Source organism: Pseudomonas sp. DTU12.3 (assembly GCF_004124275.1).
GTDB classification, from domain to species: domain Bacteria; phylum Pseudomonadota; class Gammaproteobacteria; order Pseudomonadales; family Pseudomonadaceae; genus Aquipseudomonas; species Aquipseudomonas helmanticensis.
In genome coordinates, this window is sequence record NZ_CP027218.1 from 3,607,303 (window position 1) to 3,626,610 (window position 19,308).

Below are 19,308 nucleotides of genomic sequence, written 5' to 3' on the forward strand. Positions count from 1 at the left end.
CGGGTTATTGCCGACGCCGGTTTAACCGGTGCCGGCAACTGTGATTGCTGTTTTATGTGTTGAGCAGAGGAGCTGAAGAGCCGGCAACAGGTGTTTTTGCAGCATTGATTGCATCGATCTCTTGCTGCGAAAGCTCGATCATCTTCACGTTGCGTTTGGCCGTACGGTCGAACAACCGGTTCAAGTACTCTGGATCGTCGGCGCTCAGGCCGTCATCTTCGCCGTCCTCAAGCAAGTCCGACTCCTCCATTGACCTGAAGTCCTCGGGGTACTTTTCCTGAAGGTATTCCACCCAGTAATCGCGCTGAATCAGATCTTCCAGAAACTTGTCGGAGCGCTCGGCATTGCTGACTTCTGCTCGCGCCTCTAGCAGTTTTTGCGGGCTGACCCCGGACGCATAGGTCATGTTTTTCGGTTGCCCCGGCAACTCCAGGCCATCCTCCCAGCCAGCGGTCAAACCGATTCGATAACCCAGGCGCATCTCGGCTTCATCGAAACCGCTACGTGCTGCCGCCGCTTTCGCCAGTTCGTCGACCTTGTCCAGGCGAAACAGTCGCCGCGACAGACTCAACAATACTTCACCTTTTGCGCCTGACCGATCTGTCGGCAGATCAAGCAACGCGTTATGGATGAACACCTTGGCTTCGAGTCCGCTGAAGGTCAGGATTCGCCCGTCGACGCAGGTACCGTGGGTGGTAGCGCCGGCGAACACCACTTCCCTGAGCTCGGTATCAGCTGCGGCCGCGTCCATGACAGTCCATACCCGTCGCGTCAGGTCTGCGTTAGCCACTCTGAATTCACGAGTGTCCTGCAATCGCTCGAGCAGATGAAAAAACGCCGCGCTGTCCGGTTCGGCAGCCAGCTGCTCCCACAGCGCGTCCCGCGCCGCGGATTGTTCAGGAGCCAGATTGGCGAGCCATGGAGCCTTGTATTGCGCCTGCGACGGATCGATCGGCACGATTTCGTCAGATTCAATGCTGTCAGAGGTTTCGGTCAAGCCGCCGTTGGCGTCGTCAGCCATCTCTTCAAGATCGGCGCGTGAGAAACCCAGTACCCGATGGCGCTCACCCTCCGCCTGGTACGCCCTGAGCCGCTCGAGGCTTTCTTCGGACAAGTTGTAGTTGTCGGTCAAGTCGGTACCGTTCATCAATTGCTCGTGGGTACCATCAAGTGCATCTTCGGGCAACGTGGTGATGTCGTTACGGCTCAGATTCAACATGCGCAGATGCTCCGCCTGCAACGCACCTTCTGGCCATGCGTACAGATTGTTGTTGCGCAAATCGAGGGCTTCCAGTTGCCCGAAATAATTGACGTCGAACGACTCGAGGCTGTTGTAACTCACATCCAGCCAGGTCAGGTGTTCAAGTCCGGAGAGGGATTCGTACAAGAGTTCGGGATCGTAGAAACGGTTACTCGAAAGGCCCAGTCGCTCAAGCGCAGACATGTTGCGGATAGATGGAGGAACAGCCTCCAGTTCATTGCAGCCAAGTTCCAGAATCCGTAACTGAGTAAAGGCACCGAGAAAACCGCTGGCGCCTCCAGCGCTCAGCCGCGTACCTGTCAGGTTGAGGGTTCCGACATGCGCGAAATCTTCCGGCAACGCCGGGATATCGCCCAGTTGCAGACCGTTCAGATCCAGCACGGTTTGCGTCGCACCCTCCATCGCGTGCAACCTTGCCCGCCAACAGGTGAGCATGCGCCAGGCCGCCAGACTGCGGGTTTGCGAAGAGATCACCCAGTCCGTTCCGCGGGTTTCGCGGGTGAACAGCCAGCCATTGAGTTGGCGCACCAGTGTTTCAAAAGTCTGGTTCCATGCGCCGATCCGATCAGCTATTTCAGCACTCGTCGCGCCGCTAACGCGCATCTGCTCAATCAACTGCAATGCTTGCTCGGCACTGAAGGCCGGTTGCATACGTTGAAGACTGTTGATCATCAACGCCTCACCTTCGCCTGCCGCCGCTTGCGGAAGTGGCAGCAATTGTCTGGCAATCGAAAGACCGCTCTCCGATGGTGGAAACGTCAGCGGAACCGGTTCATCGGCAAAGGCTTGCAGCGCCCCCTCGGGCAAGCCGATTTCAAACTCGATCCGCTGTTGCGTGGCACGCAAAGTAGCTGCCGTTGCTGTATCCAAAGGATTACCGGTCAGATTGCTGTGAATCAGCGCGTGGCTGTCCAGTAACGTCTGTGGCAGCGTAGTGATTTTGTTATTACGTAAATCCACCCATGACAATTGGGCCAGATTTTCAGCGCCCGCAGGCCACGTTTGCATATCGGCGTTCCGTAAATTGAGCGCTTTCAAACGCAGCAGGCCACCAACGTTCAATCCGGTTAAAGGGTTGTTACGCAAATCCAGGTGTTCAAGAGCCGGCAATGCCTCCAGGCCCAGCTGCAATCGGGAGCTGTCAGTCAACAGATTGTCGGAGAGATCCAAGCGGTTCAGCCTTGCCAGGCTACCCGGTTCAAACGGCAACGCATGCAGGGCGTTGTCACTCAGGTCGAGCGTTTGTACTTCTTGAAAGGCACCGACGAAGTCGCGCAGTTGCAAGGCATCGACTCGCTGCCCCAGCAGGAGCAAGGTACGCACATGAGAGAAGGCATCGGCAGGCAATTTTGGTAGCTCGCTCAGCATCAACCCCGACAAATCCAGGGTCGAGGCAGAAACCGTCGAGCCGTAGCGTTTGAAAAGCCCTTTGCGCCAACTGGTTCTGATGGCATGGATGGCGTTGGATCGGCCGATTATTTCCCTGAGTGTTTCCTGAGAGGCCATGCCCTTTTGCAGCCACTCGACAAGTTGCTTGTCCAGAGTCGCAAACTGCTCGCTCAGGGCTTCGATTGCGGCGTAGCGCTGCTGTGCATCTGGCCAATGCTCAAAGAAACGATCGAAGATGCCTTGCGGCGCCTGGCTCAGGCCTTCGCCCAGACGCCGCAACTCGCCTTTGCAGTAATCCCTGACCATCGCCTCCTGATCAACGAGGTGCGCGGGCAGTGTCTTGGCGTGTTCGTAGGCAAGCTTGAAGTTTTCGCGGGAGAATCTCGACCAGTCAAGTGACAATCCGGACCACAACTTTTCGTGCCCTTCGAGCAACCCCTCAGGCAGGTTACTGATCCCGGTATCCTTGAGACTCAGTCGTTCGAGATCCGGCAATTCAAGCACCCCAGTCGGCCAGTCGAGCAAGGAGTAGGCAACGATCTCCAGTTTGCGCAGCTTTTGCAGGTGGCTGAAGTCGAAGGCAATCGGCTGATAACTCGAAGAACACACTGTCAGTTCTTCGATCCGGATCAGCATGCCCAACCGTGCAGGCATGTCAGCGGCAAACGGGATAGCGCTATACAGCGTCAGACTGGTCAGGGCCGGCATCTCCTGCAAGACTGACGGTACGTTGCTGAACGTTTCGCCCGTCGCATTGATACGCAGCTTTTCCAGACGCGGGAAAATGCCGAGCAGTGAGTCGGCGTTTGCATCGGTGATGCAGCGGCCGCGAACATTCAACTCACGCACGTGTGAAAAATCCGCCGTCAATGCGGGTAACGCCTCGTCACAGATCAAATCCAGCTGTGCAAAACGCGGATGGACCTGCGCCAGCGGGGAGTTACGCCAACTCTCTTTGATATTGCGCACAACACTCGACTTGCCCCCGATCATCGATTGCAGCGACAGCTCCGGCGCCGATTCGCCCTCCCATTCGGTCAGTACCGACTCGAGCTCCTGCCATTCGCGCATGCGCCTTTGCAGTAGTTCGTAGATTTGCGTGTCATTCTTTCCCGCCGCCAACTGCTGAAGAATGAAGCCGCCCGCCTGCTGATCAGTCAGGGCTGGATAAACATTCTGCACCCGTGGCACCAGCAGTGGATTGACGCCCTGCCCGCGTCCACTGGCGTAATAACCGAGGCCATGACCGGGCACCCGCAATGCCGGTTTGAAGCGCTTGCTGACGCCATGTCGCTTGTCAGCCAACCGGCCAAATTCAGCGCGATGTTGATGGACGTGGTCAATCACCAGCCGACGCAGGGAAGCACTCTGGCTGACATCGGGAAGCCCGATGGCCTGACGGGACTTGTCGGGCAAAGCATGCATCAAAGAGGCAAAAAAATTATCGCCCTGCCGAGGAATGCCATTGAGTTCCTCTGCCTGGTCGTTGAAGGCCTGATAGGAAGGCCCCTGCTTGACCACATATTTCAGATGCTGCGCGTTTTCGCTGCCGACACTATCGATCAACGGCCCGTGAGTGCTGCCCTCGCGCACTTCCAGCCGCACATCGTCTGACCAGTCAGGCAGTCGTTCCAGCACGCGCAAGGCCAGCCACTGGCTTTCGGATGACGCGAGGTTCTCCATGTGTAAACCGGCGATTGCATGATCGAAGCGTCTGCGTTGCGCATAGCCGCGCGACTCTTCAAGCAACCTCAGCGGCAGCCGCCCCCCCGTCTGCAGTCGGGCAAGTTCCTCGGCATTGGCTTGCAAGCACACCCTGATGGCTGCAGCACTGCCGAGTCCGGGCGTGGCTTTTTGCAGTCTGGCAATCCGTGGATCCTGCAATTCCGGTTCGGCATAAAACTGCTCGAACATTGTCGGTTGGCGGGTTTTCAGGAAATCCGCCAACTGCGCTCGGAACTCGGCGGGCCGGGTGTCGCGGACGCGGGCAGCTTCAGGCCCCAGCAAGCGGATTATTTCCGCCTCATCCAGCGCGTCAAGGAGTACGGCGGGCATGTCGGCACTCAGAACGTCGGCGCGAGCGATCTGAATCGGCGCTTTGATCCTGCCATCCGGTAAAAGTGACACTTCACCATGCTTGACGCTTGCGCCGGACAAACCCGGGCCATCGAAAACCTCAAGCACGCGTCCGGCTGGCCATCGAGGCATTTGCGGCAGCAAGGGCAATGTCAGCAGGAAAGCTTCATCGACGGCGGAACCGCCCTCAACATTCTCGATGACCCGGCTCACGGCCTGATCAGCTTCGAACAGGCGCAGTGTATCGGCCAATGCCAGAGGTGCAGGCGAATGGTCCAGATGCATCTGGCGCAGAGCGTCATCACTGACGCCGCTGAGATCGGCGATGCTGAGCAATTGCTCATCGGTAAAGGCATCGGTGCTATGTCCGATGCGCCGTAGCAGCGTCAATCGATCCCAGGTTACCGGCCGCTCCAACGTGTGCCGCCAGGCACCCAGCCGGTTGTGTTCGAGGATCGGCCGATAGGCTGACGCGTCGGTTGGATGAATAATGCGCCATTGCTTCAGTTGCTCGTCAAAAAGCGTTTGATACACCTTGCCCTGCAGGCGTATGTAAGTCTTGCCGTTCAGCCGATGCAGGCCTTGTGCATCAGGGACAGACGCGGACGACGGTCCGACAGTGCTTTCATAAGGAGCAAGATCGGGAGTCCACAAGCAAGGCTTACCGTCGAGTCGCTCGATCGGCTCGGCCTTTTCGATCACCGGTACAGGTTTGGCCGCACTCAGCCTGCCCAGCCCTTTGCCTACACCCGCCATTACTCCGATCAGCGCGAGGTTCTCTGCAACATCGACCAAGTGTTCCTTGGCGGCCTGGCGATCGCCTTCAGTCCATTCGATAGCGCCCTCAAACGACTCGTACAGCAACTGACCTGCCATCACCGTCATCATGATCTCGCCCAACACCGGCACGAACATCGACACCATGTTCAACGCCAGCATGCCGAATTCCAGCAAGTGATTGAGCCGTTTCGCCCGCACGTTCGCGTCGACATCCGCCGTCGGTACCGCGCGGGCGCGGGCATCGGCGATGAGTTTGTCGCAATGCTGTTCATACAAGTACTGCCACAGATCGGTATTGGCGGCCCAAATACCTGCAACGCCATTGCGTACCATACCGAACGGATCGAGATAAGGATCATCCTCCGGTTCACGCTTGCCCTGCTGTTCGGGCGGCAGCTCCTTGATTCGCGTGAGCACAGAGATCGGCGGGATCATCTGGACAACTTTCACCCAGATCGAACGCAACGGGTCTGTCGGTGCATCCGCCGCAGATCGAGTGAATTGACTGAAGTAATAAGGACGGTCGGCATAAGCGAAGAACTGACTGAAAAAACGCTGATAGGCCGTTGCCGGTTCACGAGATGGCAAAGCATCCTGCGCAGTGAACTTGCGTTTGAAGACCTCGCGCATCTGCGCTGAGGTGTAGCGTTTGAGCGGATGCTCCGGATCATGGGGGATGTAGACGATGAAATCGTTGGTGTAGCGATACTTTTCGTTGATGCTGAACACCACGCAGCCAGTCATCCTGCGTTTCATCAGACTGAGGTCGCGAAACCACACGGGCTTGTCGCCCAGGTGTGGATGGACTTCGCCATTTACGACTGACAGGATCATCCGGTAGTCGTCGAGGTCGATGTCCTTCTTCAGTAGCGCCAGCTCGGCCGCCGCGCGCATCGCGGCTTTTTGAGTGTCGATAAAGCGTTCCCGCAACACGTTGGTCGATTGCAAGAACGCTTTCACACGCGCCTGATAGAGAGCGCCGATATCCAGCGTTCGACAGAGCAACAGAAACTGGTTGACGGTAATACCGACTGTTACCGCCTGGAACGTATCAGGGGTCGATGCCGCAACGATAAATCCGGATTCGCGATGAAAAGCGCCCTCTTCACACTCCGCCTCTTCGAAGTTATGCAGAGCTGCTTGCAGCATGGGCAGCTTCAGCACTTCGAAGGTCGACACTTCGATTTCCAGCACGCTGACTTGCAGAGGGCGCCTGAGGCATAGCAGGGTTTTATTGACGTCGAGTTCAACGTTGAATTGGTTTTTAAGCGCCTTTACCAGTTGAGCCTCGGCAAAAACCTCAATGCTTTCAAGCGCTGCCATGCTCTTGTCCAGCCGCGACTGTGCAAGAAAGCCTTCGGTGGCGTGCGTTTGCAAGTCGCGCCGTTGCTCGACAGACAGCTGCTGATACCAGTCGGGTAATTGCGTGCCGGCGTTTTTAATATGAGCGCGGCGCTCGGGGCTGGCGTCGATCAACCAATCGGGGACCATCTGCTCGATACGCTTGCCGTGAAGACTGGCGCTGGCCTGCGTCTGTGTATCGACGCTCAACGGAGGATTGGAAGACTGCGCTGCTGCGGGCAGCGTCGGGGGATGAATGGACATTCTGTCGCTCCTGAAAAGTGGAACGACAGGACACCATTCCTGCCGGGGCGAACTGCGGTACATAGTTATCGCATCGGCGATGAGTTGTTACCAATCGCTTCAGCTGAGCAGCGCACGGCAAGGGCACTCTTCGTTGAATTGACTATGCTGTCTGGCACACACACGCAGACGGGGGATTTATGGACGATCCAGTCGACAACAAGCCACCCAGCTTCTGGCAGATGCTGCACAGCGTCATGGCCGCGGCGTTCGGGGTGCAGAGCGGGAAAAACCGGGCGAGGGATTTCACCCATGGCAAACCCAGCCATTTCGTGATTCTGGGCATTCTGTTCACGGCGGTATTTGCCTTGACGCTGTTGGTCATCGTCAAAGTGGTGCTGCATTTCGCCGGGGTCTGAAGCCCTTCAGTGCATCAGGGTTTGCAGGTCGAACGGATAGCGATACGAGGCCGGGCGGCCCTTGGCCGATAGTTGGCGGAAATTCACGCCGTAGTGCGGCGACTTGCCCATGGCGAGCATTTGTCGGGCGTGGGCCTTGTCGACCAATTGCAGTAATGGAATCTGCCGGTCACGACCGCCGTACTGATCGAGGTCGACACCAAGTTCATGGTCATGCAGCTCGACCAACGCCCAGCCTCCCAAGGTGAAATGGCCACCCACCAGCGCACTCAATCGCCCATCGACGACAGCCTGCAACGCGGCGGGTGAGGTGTTGACTGCGCTGAACAGCACATCTTTGCCGGGGCTTTTGCCGGCCTCGGCAAAAGCGCGCATGGCACCGAAGGCCATTTCATCGTTGGCCGACCACACCAGCGAAACCTCGGGATAACGCTTGACCAGTTGTCTGGCCTGCTCATAGGCGCGTTGCTGAGTCCAGCCGCTGTAAACCAGTTGCCGCAGGCGCACCTGCGGATGTTCGGCCAAGGCACGTTGCATGCCGTGCTCACGCAACTGCGCCGACGGTGTAATTTTCAGACCGGAAAACGCCAGCACTTCGATCTGCCGGTCGCTGGCTATGGGAGGGTGCAGACGAATCAGCTCCTTCATCATCATATAGCCGCCCTCCTCGTCATTCGGCACCAGGCTGCCGATGCGGTCCGCACGCTCACCCAACAGCGCTTGCTGATTGGGCGTCAATGCCGCGTTGACCATGAACAGCTTCACGCCGCTGCCCTGCGCCAGACGCAGAATCTGCGGCGCGATGTACTGCTCGTTGACGAACACCAGGTAATCGGGGCGACTGGGGCCCTGCAAGGCGATTCTGGCCTGGGCCAGGGTGAGTTCAGGCTGGCGCTGGGAATAGAGGATCTGCAGATCGATGCCCAGATTACGCGCGGCCGACTGCATGAACTGCGAATAACTGATCCAGAACGCTTCTTCGGTCGAGCCCGGATTGAGGAACAGCACCGATTCCGCCCGCGCGCTGATGCCGAAGGCTGCGCCGAACACGAGAAGTCCGATATGGAGAAACTTGAACATGAAGCATCCGGGCCCAAGGAAATATGGCCGCGCATTATAGCCATCGATCAACCGGCTATTGACGCTTGATCCCGTTTTTTGTCCGACAATCGTCGGACGCGGGCCCGGATGGGTCGTTTACTGATGACTGACCCAGAATACCGCTGTTCCTACAACCAGAATGATCAGGAACAAAATGGCCCATGCATCGACACTGCTATCGCTTTTTCTTGCCTTGGTCGGATTGCTCATTGCATCGCCTCTTATCGGTTTTATCGGTGATTGCAGAAAGACTCGACCACAGTTAAGACGATGATTGTCCGCACGACAAATGTGGGTTAGTTGACAGCCATTCTCGTTAGGCGATTTGGTTCTTTACATATACTCAAACATCACTTTTGCGCATAACTGCAAACGGGTATATTGCCCCCGGCTCCTCTAGGGAGTGCGCGGCCGTGCGCGCAGAATTGCAGAGGCACAATCGGACTCCGGCAAGCGAAAACGCAGTGCTAATCCGAATGGCCCAAGCCTGAGAACAGGACTTATATGTACGTATATGACGAGTACGATCAGCGGATCATCGAGGACCGCGTCAAGCAGTTCCGTGATCAGACCCGACGCTATCTGGCAGGTGAGCTGAGCGAAGAAGAATTCCGCCCCCTGCGCCTGCAAAATGGCCTCTACATCCAGCGCTTTGCGCCGATGTTGCGTGTGGCGGTGCCTTACGGCCAGCTGACTTCGCGTCAGATGCGCATGATGGCCAAGATTGCCCGCGACTACGACAAGGGCTACGCCCACATCAGTACGCGGCAGAACGTGCAGTTCAACTGGCCGGCGGTGGAAGACATCCCGGACATTCTGGCTGAACTGGCGACCGTGCAGATGCACGCGATCCAGACCAGCGGCAACTGCCTGCGCAACGTCACCACTGACCAGTTCGCCGGTGTTGCCGCCGACGAAGTGATCGATCCGCGCCCATGGTGCGAAATCGTCCGTCAGTGGACCACGTTCCACCCGGAATTCGCCTACCTGCCGCGCAAATTCAAGATCGCCGTCAACGGTTCGACCGCTGACCGTGCCGCTATCGAAGTCCACGACATCGGCCTCGAGCCGGTGCACAACGCCGCTGGCGAACTGGGTTTCCGCGTGCTGGTCGGCGGCGGCCTCGGTCGTACGCCGGTGGTGGGTGCGTTCATCAATGAGTTCCTGCCCTGGCAGGATCTGTTGAGCTACCTCGACGCCATCCTGCGGGTCTACAACCGCTACGGTCGTCGCGACAACAAATACAAGGCGCGGATCAAGATCCTCGTCAAGGCACTCACGCCAGAAGTGTTTGCGCAGAAAGTCGATGCGGAAATGGAGCACCTGCGCGGTGGCCAGACCACACTGACCGAGGCCGAACTGCAGCGTGTGGCCAAGCATTTCGTCGATCCGGACTACAAGGCGCTGGACAACCAGACCGTGCAACTGGCCGATCTGGACAAAGAGCACCCGGGTTTCGCTCGCTGGCGCACCCGTAATACTCTGGCACACAAGAAGCCGGGCTATGTTGCCGTGACTCTGTCGCTGAAACCGACCGGCGTTGCTCCGGGCGATATCACCGACAAGCAGCTGGATGCCGTTGCCGATCTGGCCGACCGCTACAGCTTCGGTCAACTGCGCACCTCGCACGAGCAGAACATCATTCTGGCCGACGTCGAGCAAAGCCAACTGTTCACCTTGTGGGGCGAGTTGCGTGAAGGTGGTTTCGCCACGCCGAACATCGGCCTGCTGACCGACATCATCTGCTGCCCTGGCGGAGACTTCTGCTCGCTGGCCAACGCGAAGTCGATTCCGATCGCCGAATCGATCCAGCGCCGTTTCGACGATCTCGACTACCTGTTCGACATCGGCGAGCTCGACCTGAACATCTCCGGTTGCATGAACGCTTGCGGCCACCACCACGTCGGCCACATCGGCATCCTCGGGGTGGACAAGAAAGGCGAAGAGTTCTACCAGGTTTCCCTCGGCGGCAGTGCCAGCCGTGACGCCAGCCTGGGCAAGATCCTCGGCCCGTCCTTCGCCCAGGAAGTCATGCCTGACGTGATCTCGAAGCTGATCGACGTGTACGTTGAACAACGTACCGAAGACGAGCGCTTCATCGACACTTATCAGCGTATTGGCATCGACCTCTTCAAGGAACGCGTCTATGCAGCGAATCATTAAGAACAACGCGGTTGTCGACGAAACCTGGCACTTGCTGCCAAAGGATTTCAACATCGACGAGATCAGCAACTGTGACGACTTGATCGTTCCACTGCAGTTGTGGCGCGAACACAGCCGCATGCTCAAGGCTCGCGACGGTGGCCTGGGTATCTGGCTGGACGCCGACGAAGAAGCCGAAGAAATCGGTGAAGACGTGGCTGAGTTTCAGGTGATCGCGCTGAATTTCCCGGCGTTCACCGACGGTCGCAACTACTCCAATGCTCGCCTGCTGCGCGACCGTTATGGTTTCAAAGGCGAGCTGCGGGCGATTGGCGATGTGCTGCGCGATCAGCTGTTCTACATGCATCGCTGCGGTTTTGATGCCTTTGCCGTGCGCCCGGATAAAGACCCGTACGAAGCCCTGGAAGGTCTGAAGGATTTCTCGGTGACCTATCAGGCTGCCACTGACGAACCGCTGCCGCTGTTCCGTCGCCGCTAAGCCCGCAGGTTTACGCGATACAAAAAAACGCCGGTCATTTGACCGGCGTTTTTTTATGCCTGCGGTTTACCAGAAACGTTGCTGGGTCAAACGGCTCCACCAGCTCAGCAGCACGCGGTCGACAGAACCGCTGGCGGCCATGCCGATGCGCTCCTGCAGGCTTTTGCGCTCGGCATAGTGCAAGTGATAGACCTCGGCCTTCTTCGCCCGGTCTGCGAGGTACTCGTCACTGGTCTTGAGCTCGTCCACCAGTTGCTTGTCGAGCGCCGCGACGCCGAGCCAGACTTCACCGGTAGCGACGTCATCGATCGCCAGTTGTGGCCGGTAACGCGCGACGAAGTTCTTGAACAGTTGATGGGTGATGTCCAGGTCTTCCTGGAACTTCTCGCGACCTTTCTCGGTGTTTTCGCCAAATACGGTCAGGGTGCGCTTGTATTCACCGGCGGTCAGCACTTCAAAATCGATGTCGTGTTTTTTCAGCAGGCGGTTGACGTTGGGCAACTGCGCAACGACGCCGATCGAGCCGAGAATCGCAAACGGCGCACTGATGATCTTCTCACCGATGCAGGCCATCATGTAGCCGCCGCTGGCCGCGACCTTGTCGATGCAGACCGTCAACGGCACGCCGGCTTCACGGATCCGCGCCAATTGCGATGACGCCAGGCCGTAGCTGTGGACCATACCGCCGCCGCTTTCGAGACGCAGCACGACTTCGTCTTTCGGGGTGGCGAGGGTCAGCAGTGCAGTGATTTCGTGACGCAGGCTCTCGGTAGCCGAGGCCTTGATGTCACCGTCGAAATCCAGCACAAACACCCGCGATTTGACCTCGGGTTTGTTCTTCTGCTTTTTCTCGCTCTTTTCGGTTTTCGCCTGGCCTTTGCGCAAAGCCTTGAGCTGGTCCTTGTCGAGCAAGGTCTGCTCCAGCCGCTCACGCAGGCCTTTGTAGAAATCATTGAGCTTGCTGACCTGCAACTGCCCCGCCGACTTGCGCCGGCCTTTGCTGCGCAATGCGGCAAAACTGGCGAGCACCACCAGAATGGCGATCACCAGGGTGACGGTCTTGGCCAGAAAACTGGCGTACTCGGTGAAAAACTCCACAGCGACTCCTTAAAACAATGCGCGAGTGCAAAACACACGCTCGGGATAAGTCCAGCATACCCATGCGCCGGCCCGTCGGCCAGCCGTGAAACCTCTGGCAACACCCCTGTAACGGGCATTTCAAACAAGCGTATGTTTTTTCATTGACAGCTCGGCGGCATCCTCATAACCTCGCCAAACCTTCAACGTACCGGGATGACGCGGACGTGGGCAGCATCTATTTGATTCGACATGGCCAGGCCTCCTTTGGTGCAGACGACTATGACGTCCTGTCGCCGACTGGTGTGCGCCAGGCAGAAGTACTCGGTCAGCACCTCGCTGAACTGGGCATCCGCTTCGATCGCTGCCTTGCAGGTGACCTGCGTCGCCAGCAACACACCGCTACCAGCGCACTGGAGCAATTCACTGCCAAGGGCCTGCCGGTTCCAATTCTCGAAACCGATTGCGCATTCAACGAATTCGACGCCGACGCGGTGATCCGCGCCTTGCTCCCGGCCATGCTGGAAGACGAACCGGAAGCCCTCGATGTTCTGCGCAATGCCGCGCAAAACCGTGCCGAGTTCCAGCGCATTTTTGCGCTGATCATCGAGCGCTGGCTGGCCGGCACCTACGACACGCCGGGCCTTGAAAGCTGGCTGGGCTTCGTCGAACGCGTCCAGGCCGGGCTGCAGCGAATTCTTGAACAGGCCGGCGATAAACAGAAAATCGCCGTGTTTACTTCCGGCGGCACTATCACCGCCCTGCTCCACCTGATTACCCAAATGCCTGCCAAACAGGCTTTTGAATTGAATTGGCAAATCGTCAACACCTCGCTCAACCAGCTGAAGTTCCGCGGTCGCGAGGTGGCTCTGGCTTCCTTCAACAGTCATGCACACCTGCAGCTGCTGAAGGCTCCGGAACTCATCACTTTTCGCTGAGTCCGGATAACTGTGACCCTTGCTGTAATCACTCAGCTCCTATTACCCAAGAAAGGATCGAACCATGACCTCCGTAGCTGATGCCGTAAAAGCAATGCAAGCCAAGTTCAACCCAGCCGCTGCTGCCGGTCTGGATCTGGTCTTCGGTTTCAACATCACCGACGAAGACAAGCAGTACTCGCTGATCGTCAAAGACGGCACTTGCGACATCCAGGAAGGTGAAAACCCGGACGCCAACTGCACGCTGGTGCTGGACAGCGAAACCCTGAAAGGTATCGTCAGCGGCGAAACCGACGGCATGCAGGCTTTCATGGGCGGCAAGCTGCGCGTTGAAGGCGACATGATGTTGTCGATGAAACTGTCCGAGCTGTTCCCAGCGTAATAGCGCTGTTCAGTGACACAAAAAATCCCGCCCCTGTGGCGGGATTTTGCGTTTCAGCCCATGTAGGAGCTGCGGCACGCTGCGATCTTTTGATCCTGATATTTGCAAACAGGATCAAAAGATCGCAGCGTGCCGCAGCTCCTACAGGATCAACCGCTGAAGGACGCTGCGAGCAATTCGCGGGTATACGGATGTTGCGCCGAATGGAACAACTGCGAAGTTTCCCCCCGCTCCAGCACTTCGCCATCTTTCATCACAATCAAGTCATGCGCCAGCGCGCGCACGACCGCCAGATCATGGCTGATGAACAGATACGTAAGGCCATGCTCCGCCTGCAAGCGCCGCAGCAGCGTGACAATCTGTTTCTGCACCGTGCGATCCAGCGCCGACGTCGGCTCATCCAGCAAGATCAGATCCGGCTTGAGGATCAGCGCCCGGGCAATCGCGATACGTTGGCGCTGGCCACCGGAAAATTCATGCGGATAGCGATGCCGCGTTGCCGGGTCGAGGCCCACCTCACGCAACACATCGATCACTGCCTGCTCGCGCTCGCGAGCGTTGAGATCGCTGTGCACCTGCAAGCCCTCGGCGATGATCTGCTCCACGCACAGGCGCGGGCTGAGGCTGCCGAAAGGATCCTGAAACACCACTTGCAGACGTTTGCGCAAAGGTCGTAGCTGCCTGCCGCTGAGTTGCTCGAGTGCCTCGCCCTGAAAGCGAATGCTGCCCTCGGCATCGATCAAACGCAGGATCGCCTGCCCCAGCGTGGACTTGCCGGAGCCGGACTCACCGACGATGCCGAGGGTCTTCCCGCGCTGCAGGTTCAGATCAATGCCGTTGACGGCTTTCAGATACGACTTGGCTCGCAACCAGCCACCGCTCAGACGAAAGTGCACCTTGAGGTCGCGCACCTCAAGCAAATCCTCCGCAGCATCGCGACACAACGCCTCCCCACCCGGTTCGGCATTGAGCAGTTCGATGCTGTAAGGATGTTGCGGCGCACTGAACAATTGCTCGCAGGACGCCTGTTCAACGATCAACCCGGCGCGCATCACGGCCACGCGCTGGGCGATGTTGCGCACCAGATTCAGGTCATGGCTGATGATCAGCAACGCCATGCCCAGGCGCTCCTGTAGTTCCTTGAGCAGCAGCAGAATCTTGCGTTGTACGGTGACGTCCAGCGCCGTGGTCGGTTCGTCAGCGATCAACAATTGCGGCTCGCAGGCCAGCGCCATGGCAATCATCACCCGTTGACGCTGGCCACCTGAAAGTTGGTGCGGATAGGCCTTGCGCCGCTCACGCGGACGTTGAATGCCGACCAGCTCCAGTAGTTCGACAATGCGTTTGCGCGCCGCCGCACCCGCCAGCCCTTTGTGCAAAACAAGGCTTTCGCCCAGTTGCCGCTCGATCGTGTGCAAGGGATTCAGAGAGCTCATCGGCTCCTGAAAAATCATCGCAATGCGGTTGCCGCGCAGTTGCCGCAGATAGCGCGGGTGCACGCCAAGCAGTTCTTCGCCGGCATAACGGATGCTCCCGTCGATTTGGCTGATGTTCGGGTCGAGCAACTGCAAGATGCTATGCGCGGTCACCGACTTGCCGGAGCCGGACTCACCCACCAGCGCGAGGCACTCACCGGGGCGAATGTCGAGGTCGATGCCGCGCACCACGGGCTGGCCATTGAACGCTACCCGCAAGTCGCGTATTTCGATCAGATGTTCATGCATATCAAGTCCTCGGATCAAACGCATCGCGGCAGGCTTCGCCGATGAATACCAGCAGGGAAAGGATCAACGCCAGGACGAAAAACGCGGTCAGCCCCAACCAGGGTGCTTGCAGGTTGTTTTTGCCCTGGCCGATCAGTTCGCCCAGCGAAGCACTGCCGGCGGGCATGCCGAAACCGAGAAAATCCAGCGCGGACAGGGTCGCAATCGCGCCCGTCAGAATGAACGGCAGATACGTCAGGGTCGCACTCATGGCGTTGGGCAGAATGTGCCGGACGATCACCTGCACATCGCCAACGCCCAGGGCGCGCGCAGCTTTCACGTACTCCAGGCCACGACTGCGCAAAAACTCGGCACGCACCACGTCGACCAGACTCAGCCAGGAAAACAACGCCATGATCCCCAGCAGCCACCAGAAATTCGGTTCGACGAACCCGGACAGAATGATCAGCAGATACAGGACCGGCAGCCCCGACCAGACCTCCAGCAAACGCTGACCGAGCAGGTCGATCCAGCCGCCGTAATAGCCTTGCAAAGCCCCGGCGGCAATACCGATCAACGCGCTCACCGCAGTCAGCGCCAGCGCAAATAGCAGCGACACCCGCGCGCCGAAAATCACCCGCGCCAGGACATCTCGCGCCTGATCGTCAGTGCCCAGCCAGTTTTCGCCGGTCGGTGGACTCGGCGCCGGTTCCGTCAGGTCGTAATTCACCGTATCGAACGCGAACGGGATCGGCGCAAACCACAAGCGCCCGCCCTGCCTCTCGATCAGATCGCGTACTTGTGCACTGCGGTAATCCGGCTGGAACGGCAGTTCTCCGCCGAAATCCTCTTCGGTGTAACGCTTGAATGCCGGGAAGAACCATTCGCCCTGATACGTGACCAGCAACGGTTTGTCATTGGCGATCAGCTCGCCGCCGAGGCTCAGGCCGAACAGTGCGAGGAACAGCCACAGCGACCACCAGCCGCGCCGATGAGCTTTGAAACGCGCCCAACGGCGCTGGCCGATTGGAGATAACGTCAGCATCAGGCAGCCCTCGCGGTGAAGTCGATACGCGGGTCGACCAGCGTGTAACAGAGGTCGCCGAGCAGTTTTATCAAGAGGCCGAACAAGGTGAAGATGAACAGTGAGCCGAATACCACCGGGTAATCGCGTGACACCGCCGCTTCATAGCTGAGGCGGCCGAGGCCATCGAGGGAGAAGATCACTTCGATCAGCAGTGAGCCGCCAAAAAACACCGTCACCAGCGCCTGCGGTAACCCGGCGACCACCAGCAACATGGCGTTGCGAAACACATGGCCGTACAGCACCTGCCGCTCACTCAAGCCTTTGGCGCGCGCCGTTACCACGTACAGCCGTGAAATCTCATTGAGAAAACTGTTCTTGGTGAGGATCGTCAGCGTGGCGAAACCGCCGATCACCAACGCCGTCACCGGTAGCACCAGGTGCCAGAAATAGTCGGCGACCTTGCCCCACAGCGACAGCTCGGCGAAGTTTTCCGAGATCAGCCCGCGCACCGGAAACCAGTCCAGCGCAGTGCCGCCGGCAAACACCACAATCAGCAACAGCGCGAACAGAAACCCCGGCATGGCGTAACCGATGATGATTGCCGCGCTGCTCCAGACATCGAACGCCGAACCGTTGTGCAGCGCTTTGCGAATGCCCAGCGGAATCGACACCAGATAAGTGATCAGCGTCGCCCACAACCCCAGCGACAAGGTCACAGGGAGTTTTTGCCAGATCAGTTCGGTGACGCTGGCGCCGCGAAAGAAACTCTGGCCGAAATCCAGTTGCGCATAGCTCTTGAGCATCAGCCACAGGCGTTCGCTGGCAGGTTTGTCGAAGCCGTACTGACGCTCGATGTCCGCCACCAGTTTCGGGTCCAGCCCGCGCGTCGCACGGGATTCGCCACCGATCGTCTCGACATGGCTGGCGCCCACTGCCGCACCGACGCCGATGCCCTGCAAACGCGCGATGGCCTGTTCCACCGGGCCTCCGGGTGCAGCCTGGACGATGACGAAGTTGACCAGCAAAATGGCGAGCAGGGTTGGCACGATCAGCAGCAGACGCCGCAGGCTATAACCCCACATGGGCGTACTCCTTTGGCTGTTGCTGCATCTGCGCGTGGGTCAATGCGTTGGGGCTGATTTCCCACCAGGTGTCGAGACCGGCGTCATACAGCGGCGCAGTTTTCGGGCGGCCGAACCGGTTCCACCAGACCGTGGAAATACCCGGCGGGTAATAATTGGGAACCCAGTAATAACCCCACTGCAACACCCGATCCAGAGCACGCGCGTGACGCAGCAGGCTCTCGCGACTGTCGGCTTGCGCCAGTCCTTCGAGCAGCGCGTCGACCGCCGGATCCCGCAAGACCATGTAGTTGTTCGAACCCGGATCAGCGGCGCCGTCAGCACCGAAATAATTGAACATCTCGCGCCCCGGCGCCTGACTCACCGGGTAACCGGCGACGATCATGTCGTAGTCGCGGTTACGTACGCGGTTGGTGTATTGCGCGGTGTCGACCTGGCGGATATCGAAGCCGATGCCGATCTGCGCAAGGTTGCGCTTGAACGGCAACAGCAGCCGTTCGAAACCCTTCTGGCCGTTGAGGAAGGTGAAGTGCAGCGGTTCACCGGCAGCATTGACCAATTGATCGCCGCGCGGCGTCCAACCCGCCGCTTCCAGTAACTTCAGCGCCTGCAATTGTTCGGCGCGAACGTTGCCGCTGCCGTCGGTTTTCGGCGCCTGAAACACTTGCGTGAACACCTCTTCCGGTATTTGTCCGCGCAACGGTTCAAGGATTTTCAGCTCTTCGGCGTCGGGCAACTCGGTGGCCGACAAGGCGCTGTGAGAGAAATAGCTGCGCTGGCGCAGGTACATGCTGCGCATCATCTGCCGGTTGCTCCATTCGAAATCCCAGAGCATGGCGATCGCCTGGCGTACGCGACGATCCTGAAATTGCGCTTTCTGCAAATTGAAGACGAAACCCTGTGCACCTTGCGCCGCCCCCGGCGCCAGATGTTCACGCAGCAGTTTGCCTTGTTCCAGCGCCGCGCCGGCATAGCCGATGGTGTAACTGGTGGCCGAGAATTCGCGGTTGTAATCGAAGCCGCCAGCCTTCAGCACCTGACGCGAAACGTCGGTATCGGCGAAAAACTCCACACTCAACTGTTCGAAATTGTACAGCCCACGAGTGATCGGCAGATCCTTGGCCCACCAGTCCTGTACCCGTTGAAATTTGACGCTGCGCCCGGTATCCACGGCGCTGACTCGATAGGGGCCGCTGCCTGGCGGAATCTCGAAACCTGCACCCTCCGCGAAGTTGCGGCTGCGCCACCAATGTTCGGGCAGCACCGGTAATGTCGCCAGGTCCAGGGGCAAGGTACGGCTGTCATTGTTCTTGAAGTTGAAGCGCACTTGCGTCGGCGACTCGACGACTACTTCTGCGACATCGCGAAATTGCTGGCGGTACTTGAGGCTGCCTTGGCTGGTGAACAATTCGAAGGTGTAACGCACGTCTTCAGCGGTGATCGGTGTGCCGTCGTCGAAACGTGCGTTGGGGTTCAGGTAGAAACGCAACCAGCGGCGATCGGGATCAAGCTCCATCTGCTGCGCGACCAGACCGTAGACGCTGTAAGGCTCGTCCTTGCTGCGATAGGCCAACGGCGCGTAAAGCCAACCGTCAATGTCGGCAACGCCGGTGCCTTTGTCGGTGTAGGGAATCAGGTGATCGAAGGGGCCGCTTTCCAGTGAGGAGCGGCGCAGGCTGCCGCCCTTGGGTGCGTCGGGGTTGGCATAGGCGAGGTGCTGGAAGTCAGCGGCGTATTTTGGGCTTTCGCCGTAAACCGTCAGGAACGGTTGCGGCGCCGCCCATGCCATTGGGCTGAACAGCAGGCAAAGGCTCAGAATGGGGTGTCTGGCGAACATTTGGCAGATCC

At 58.6% G+C, this 19,308-nt stretch carries 12 protein-coding genes; 5 read left to right on the forward strand and 7 right to left on the reverse strand.

All coding sequences use genetic code 11. The features are described 5' to 3' along the window. Positions 1-52: 52 nt before the first annotated feature. Positions 53-7,111, reverse strand: coding sequence for an NEL-type E3 ubiquitin ligase domain-containing protein (locus C2E19_RS16370; RefSeq protein ID WP_129394149.1), 7,059 nt, complete (start codon positions 7,109-7,111; stop codon positions 53-55). 179 nt (positions 7,112-7,290) lie between these two features. Between C2E19_RS16370 and C2E19_RS16375 the strand changes: the two genes are divergently transcribed. Next, the gene (locus C2E19_RS16375) at positions 7,291-7,509 is read left to right on the forward strand and encodes a DUF2970 domain-containing protein (RefSeq protein WP_129394150.1); all 219 of its coding nucleotides are present in this window, start codon (positions 7,291-7,293) and stop codon (positions 7,507-7,509) included. Positions 7,510-7,515: 6 nt separating this feature from the next. Here the strand turns inward: C2E19_RS16375 and C2E19_RS16380 are convergent, their stop codons facing one another. After that, entirely contained in the window at positions 7,516-8,589 is a 1,074-nt protein-coding gene (locus tag C2E19_RS16380; RefSeq protein WP_129394151.1) for an ABC transporter substrate-binding protein, read from the reverse strand. A gap of 525 nt (positions 8,590-9,114) precedes the next feature. Between C2E19_RS16380 and C2E19_RS16385 the strand changes: the two genes are divergently transcribed. Next, positions 9,115-10,773, forward strand: a complete 1,659-nt coding sequence (locus C2E19_RS16385; RefSeq protein WP_129394152.1) for a nitrite/sulfite reductase — start codon at positions 9,115-9,117, stop codon at positions 10,771-10,773. Next, positions 10,757-11,251, forward strand: coding sequence for a DUF934 domain-containing protein (locus C2E19_RS16390; RefSeq protein WP_129394153.1), 495 nt, complete (start codon positions 10,757-10,759; stop codon positions 11,249-11,251). The genes C2E19_RS16385 and C2E19_RS16390 overlap by 17 nt, the downstream gene beginning before the upstream one ends. A 66-nt stretch (positions 11,252-11,317) precedes the next feature. On the opposite strand, the gene sohB is transcribed toward C2E19_RS16390, so the two are convergent. After that, positions 11,318-12,349, reverse strand: coding sequence for a protease SohB (gene sohB, locus C2E19_RS16395; protein ID WP_129394154.1), 1,032 nt, complete (start codon positions 12,347-12,349; stop codon positions 11,318-11,320). Positions 12,350-12,555: 206 nt separating this feature from the next. On the opposite strand from sohB, the gene C2E19_RS16400 reads away from it, so the two are divergent. Beyond that, positions 12,556-13,266: a histidine phosphatase family protein gene (locus C2E19_RS16400; protein WP_129394155.1), complete on the forward strand. Its 711-nt coding sequence runs from the start codon at positions 12,556-12,558 to the stop codon at positions 13,264-13,266. A gap of 64 nt (positions 13,267-13,330) precedes the next feature. After that, positions 13,331-13,648 carry an SCP2 sterol-binding domain-containing protein gene (locus C2E19_RS16405; RefSeq protein ID WP_053120860.1) on the forward strand — a complete coding sequence of 106 codons (318 nt, stop codon included), beginning with the start codon at positions 13,331-13,333 and terminating at the stop codon, positions 13,646-13,648. Between the two features lie 149 nt (positions 13,649-13,797). On the opposite strand, the gene C2E19_RS16410 is transcribed toward C2E19_RS16405, so the two are convergent. The 4 genes from C2E19_RS16410 to C2E19_RS16425 are packed head-to-tail and all read right to left on the reverse strand — an operon-like array spanning position 13,798 to position 19,297. Next, positions 13,798-15,372 (reverse strand): ABC transporter ATP-binding protein, encoded by a 1,575-nt coding sequence (locus C2E19_RS16410; protein ID WP_129394156.1) that lies wholly within the window; start codon positions 15,370-15,372, stop codon positions 13,798-13,800. 1 nt (position 15,373) lies between these two features. Then, complete coding sequence (locus C2E19_RS16415; RefSeq protein ID WP_129394157.1) at positions 15,374-16,396, reverse strand: ABC transporter permease; 1,023 nt, start codon at positions 16,394-16,396, stop codon at positions 15,374-15,376. Then, positions 16,396-17,460 carry a microcin C ABC transporter permease YejB gene (locus C2E19_RS16420; protein ID WP_129394158.1) on the reverse strand — a complete coding sequence of 355 codons (1,065 nt, stop codon included), beginning with the start codon at positions 17,458-17,460 and terminating at the stop codon, positions 16,396-16,398. The genes C2E19_RS16415 and C2E19_RS16420 overlap by 1 nt, the downstream gene beginning before the upstream one ends. After that, entirely contained in the window at positions 17,447-19,297 is a 1,851-nt protein-coding gene (locus tag C2E19_RS16425) for an extracellular solute-binding protein (RefSeq protein WP_129394159.1), read from the reverse strand. Before C2E19_RS16425 ends, C2E19_RS16420 begins: the two co-directional genes overlap by 14 nt. Positions 19,298-19,308 lie beyond the last annotated feature (11 nt).